This is a genomic window from Streptomyces panacea, from assembly GCF_040560175.1.
Taxonomy (GTDB): Bacteria; Actinomycetota; Actinomycetes; order Streptomycetales; family Streptomycetaceae; genus Streptomyces; species Streptomyces panacea.
This window is the reverse complement of record NZ_JARJHW010000329.1, coordinates 1-3,584: the sequence shown is the minus strand read 5'-3', so window position 1 is coordinate 3,584 and position 3,584 is coordinate 1. Positions and strand designations below refer to the sequence as shown.

The following is a 3,584-nucleotide window of genomic DNA, read 5'->3' as shown; positions in this document are numbered from 1 at the left end:
CTGTCAGGGCCTGTCGTTCGGATCTTGCCGGGCTCGCGGTCCCTGGCACCGCGCCTCGCCGCGTTGTCGTCGGTCGGCATGGCTCCGCCATGTCTCCCTCCTCCGCCTTGCGATCCACGGCACCAGACCCCGCTCCCTGATCCAGCCTGATCCAAACGACATACCCTAGGGCCGCCGTTCGGATCAGGCCGGTTCCTGGAAATTTCCGGCCGGTCCGCGGCGCACCTCACGGCTGTCACGGTCGGCCCGCTCACACCCTCCGACCAGGCATTTCCTCGTCGTACACGGGACGCTGTCCCGGTCGCCGCAGCCGTGGTGACCGGGACCCGGCACATCCCGGTCGGGATCCGGGTGACATGACTGGGTTGGGTCTGGGTACACGGGCTGTGCACTGTCCAACAGAGCAGGGGAGGACACAGTGTCCACGGCGAGCACAGTCCCGACCGAGAGCACCCGGTACGGAACCCACCAGGCCGACATCGCGGAACTGGGGCTTCCGTACGTGGAGTGCCCGGGTGACGTGGCGCCCAAGGACGCGCGGGAGATTTCGCGGATCTTCTTCGTCCGGCTGGCGGAGCTGGAGGAAGGCACGCACGAGCACCAGTACGTCCGTAACACCCTGATCGAGCTCAACCTGGCCCTGGTGCGCTACGCGGCGACGCGCTTCCGGAACCGCTCGGACCAGATGGAGGACATCGTCCAGGTCGGCACCATCGGCCTGATCAAGGCGATCGACCGCTTCGAGCTCAGCCGCGAGGTGGAGTTCGCGACGTTCGCCGTCCCGTACATCGTCGGTGAGATAAAGCGCTTCTTCCGTGACACGAGCTGGGCCGTGCACGTGCCGCGCCGGCTCCAGGAGCTGCGGATCGACCTGGCCAAGGCGACGGACGAACTGTCGCAGCGGCTGGACCGCGCCCCGACGACGGCCGAACTCGCCGCGTTCCTCGACCTCGACGAGAACGAGATCATCGAAGGCGTCGTCGCGAGCAACGGCTACACCGCCGGCTCGATCGACATGCCGACGGACGACACCGCCGAGTCCTCGTCCCCGCTCTCCGACCGGCTCGGCGCGCTCGACGCGCAGTTGGAGGCGGCGGAGAACGTGCAGGCGCTCAAGCCGCTGATCGACGAACTGAACGACCGCGAGAAGTGGATTCTCCAGATGCGCTTCGGCGCGGAGATGACGCAGTCGGAGATCGGGCAGGAGCTGGGCGTCTCCCAGATGCATGTGTCGCGACTGCTGTCCCGGATCACCGGACGGCTGCGGGACGGCCTGCTGGCCGTCGAATGACCTCGTAGGAAATCACGCGTGGTGGCGGGGAAGCCCTGGGACTCGGGGCTTCCCCGCCGTCACGCTTACGCGTACGCGGGAGAGTTCGGACAGCTCGGCAGCCCCGGCACAGCTCAGCAGCCCCGCGGCTCCGTCGCCGGGCGTTCCCAGATCGCCTGCACCCGCTTGCCCTCGGGCAGCGGCCGGATCTCCACGCGGGTCGCCAGCCGTGTCACCAGGTGCCAGCCGAAACCGCCGCCGCCGGCGAAGTCGGGGTCGCGCGGCACGGGCATCCGGGGGCTCGAATCGTCGATCTCCACCACCAACGACTCCTGCGCGGCCCTGAGACGCAGCCGCCACCAGCCCGAGGTGTGCCGGACGGCGTTCGTGACGAGTTCGGACACGACGAGGAGCACCGCGTCCAGGTCGGCCCAAGGACATTGCCGCGTCAGGAAGTCGGCGGCGGCCCGGCGGGCGGACGCGGTGTCCCGGTGCGGTGATTCGACGATCACGCTGTGCGGCTCATTCATCTCAATCGCTCGCTTACCCCGTTTCCGGACATCCATCAAGCCCTGTTTTGGGGAGCGGCCCGGCCACGGAGAGGGCCGCCCACCACACGTACGCGATCATGTGTGGGTCCTCCGGCCTCGTGGTCTACTTCGGATACGGGGCACGCCGCCCCCCTCGGCCGGCCACGGCAGAACCACCACCCGCAGAGAAGTGATCCGCCCGCAGTGCGACTGAACAAGCTCGACGAACGCATCGTGCACGCCCTCGCCGAGGACGCCCGCCGTTCCTTCGCGGACATCGGCTCCGAGGTCGGCCTCTCGGCGCCCGCCGTGAAGCGGCGCGTCGACCGGCTGCGCGCCGAAGGCGCCATCACCGGCTTCACCGTGCGGGTGGATCCGGCGGCGCTCGGCTGGGAGACCGAGGGGTTCGTCGAGATCTACTGCCGGCACAAGACCTCACCCGAGGACATCCGGCGTGGTCTGTCGCGCTACCCGGAGGTGGTGTCCGCCTCGACCGTCACGGGCGACGCCGACGCCGTGGTCCAGGTCTTCGCCTCCGACATGCGCCACTTCGAGCGGGTGCTCGAACTGATCGCGGGGGAGCCGTACGTGGAGCGTACGAAGTCGGTACTGGTGCTCTCGCCGCTGCTCAGGCGCTTCTCGTCGGGCGCGCCGGGCTGACGCCGATCGGCTCGGTGCCGGGGCTCCCGTCCCCTGCGCGGGAGCCCCGGCCGTCACGGCGCGCCGCTCGGAGCCCCGCCTCCCAGGGCAGCACCGCGAAGTCGCCGCATCCCGCCTTGACCCTGGTCGCCTTGACCTTGGTCCCCACCCACTGCGCCGCGCGGCGGAGAACGGGCTACGACCGGCGGCGCAACGAATCGCCGTTTCCGGGCCCGAACACGCAACGATTGCCCCGCCCACACGCAACAGAGGCGCCTTGTCGCGGCGGAAGTCGGAGCCGTACCGTCTGAATGTCCCCCCGCACACCTGACGTCCCGAGGTCCGCCATGCCGTCGTCACGTATCGCCCTGCTCCAGAGTTCCGGCCGGCCCGGTGACACCGTGAAGAATCTTGAGGTCATCGCGGGCGCGGCGCGTGAGGCGGCGGCCGGCGGGGCGGGCCTGCTGGTCTGTCCCGAGATGTTCCTCACCGGCTACGCGATCGGCGCCGATGTGGCCCGGCTGGCGGAGACCGCCGACGGTCCGGCCGCCGAGGCCGTGGCCCGGATCGCGGACGAGCACGGCATCGCGGTCCTGTACGGCTACCCGGAGCGGTCCGGGGACGGCGCGCGCGTCCACAACTCCGCGCGGCTCGTCGGCGCGGACGGCTCGTCCCTGGCCAACTACCGCAAGACCCATCTCTTCGGCGGCTTCGAGCAGGAGTGGTTCACCCCGGGCGACACCCCGGTCGTGCAGGCCGAACTCGGCGGCCTGCGGGTCGGGATCATGATCTGCTACGACGTCGAGTTCCCGGAGAACGTACGCGCCCACGCGCTCGCCGGGACCGATCTGCTGCTGGTGCCCACGGCCCAGATGCACCCGTTCCAGTTCGTCGCCGAATCGGTCGTCCCGGTACGCGCCTTCGAGAACCAGATGTACGTGGCGTACGTGAACCGGACCGGACCCGAGGGCGAGGGCGCGTCCGCGTTCGAGTTCGTCGGGCTGAGCTGTCTGGCCGGGCCGGACGGCACCACGCGCTCCCGCGCGGGACGCGGCGAGGAACTGATCTTCGGCGACGTCGATCCCGAACTGCTGCGGGCCTCCCGCGCCGCCAACCCGTATCTGCGCGACCGGCGCCCCGGCCTG

4 protein-coding genes are annotated in these 3,584 nt (G+C 70.1%); 3 read left to right on the top strand and 1 reads right to left on the bottom strand.

The window, feature by feature from the left end:
* The first annotated feature begins 418 nt into the window (after nt 1–418).
* Complete coding sequence (locus P3L51_RS35525) at nt 419–1,291, top strand: RNA polymerase sigma factor SigF (protein ID WP_435594598.1); 873 nt, start codon at nt 419–421, stop codon at nt 1,289–1,291.
* Between the two features lie 113 nt (nt 1,292–1,404).
* Here P3L51_RS35525 and P3L51_RS35520 read toward each other — a convergent pair whose 3' ends face one another.
* Nucleotides 1,405–1,782: an ATP-binding protein gene (locus P3L51_RS35520; protein WP_354609493.1), complete on the bottom strand. Its 378-nt coding sequence runs from the start codon at nt 1,780–1,782 to the stop codon at nt 1,405–1,407.
* A gap of 222 nt (nt 1,783–2,004) precedes the next feature.
* Here P3L51_RS35520 and P3L51_RS35515 point away from each other — a divergent pair, with 222 nt between their 5' ends.
* Nucleotides 2,005–2,460, top strand: a complete 456-nt coding sequence (locus P3L51_RS35515) for an Lrp/AsnC family transcriptional regulator (RefSeq protein WP_354609492.1) — start codon at nt 2,005–2,007, stop codon at nt 2,458–2,460.
* A gap of 326 nt (nt 2,461–2,786) precedes the next feature.
* The coding region (locus P3L51_RS35510) for a carbon-nitrogen hydrolase family protein (RefSeq protein ID WP_354609491.1) at nt 2,787–3,584 on the top strand (798 nt) is incomplete at its 3' end.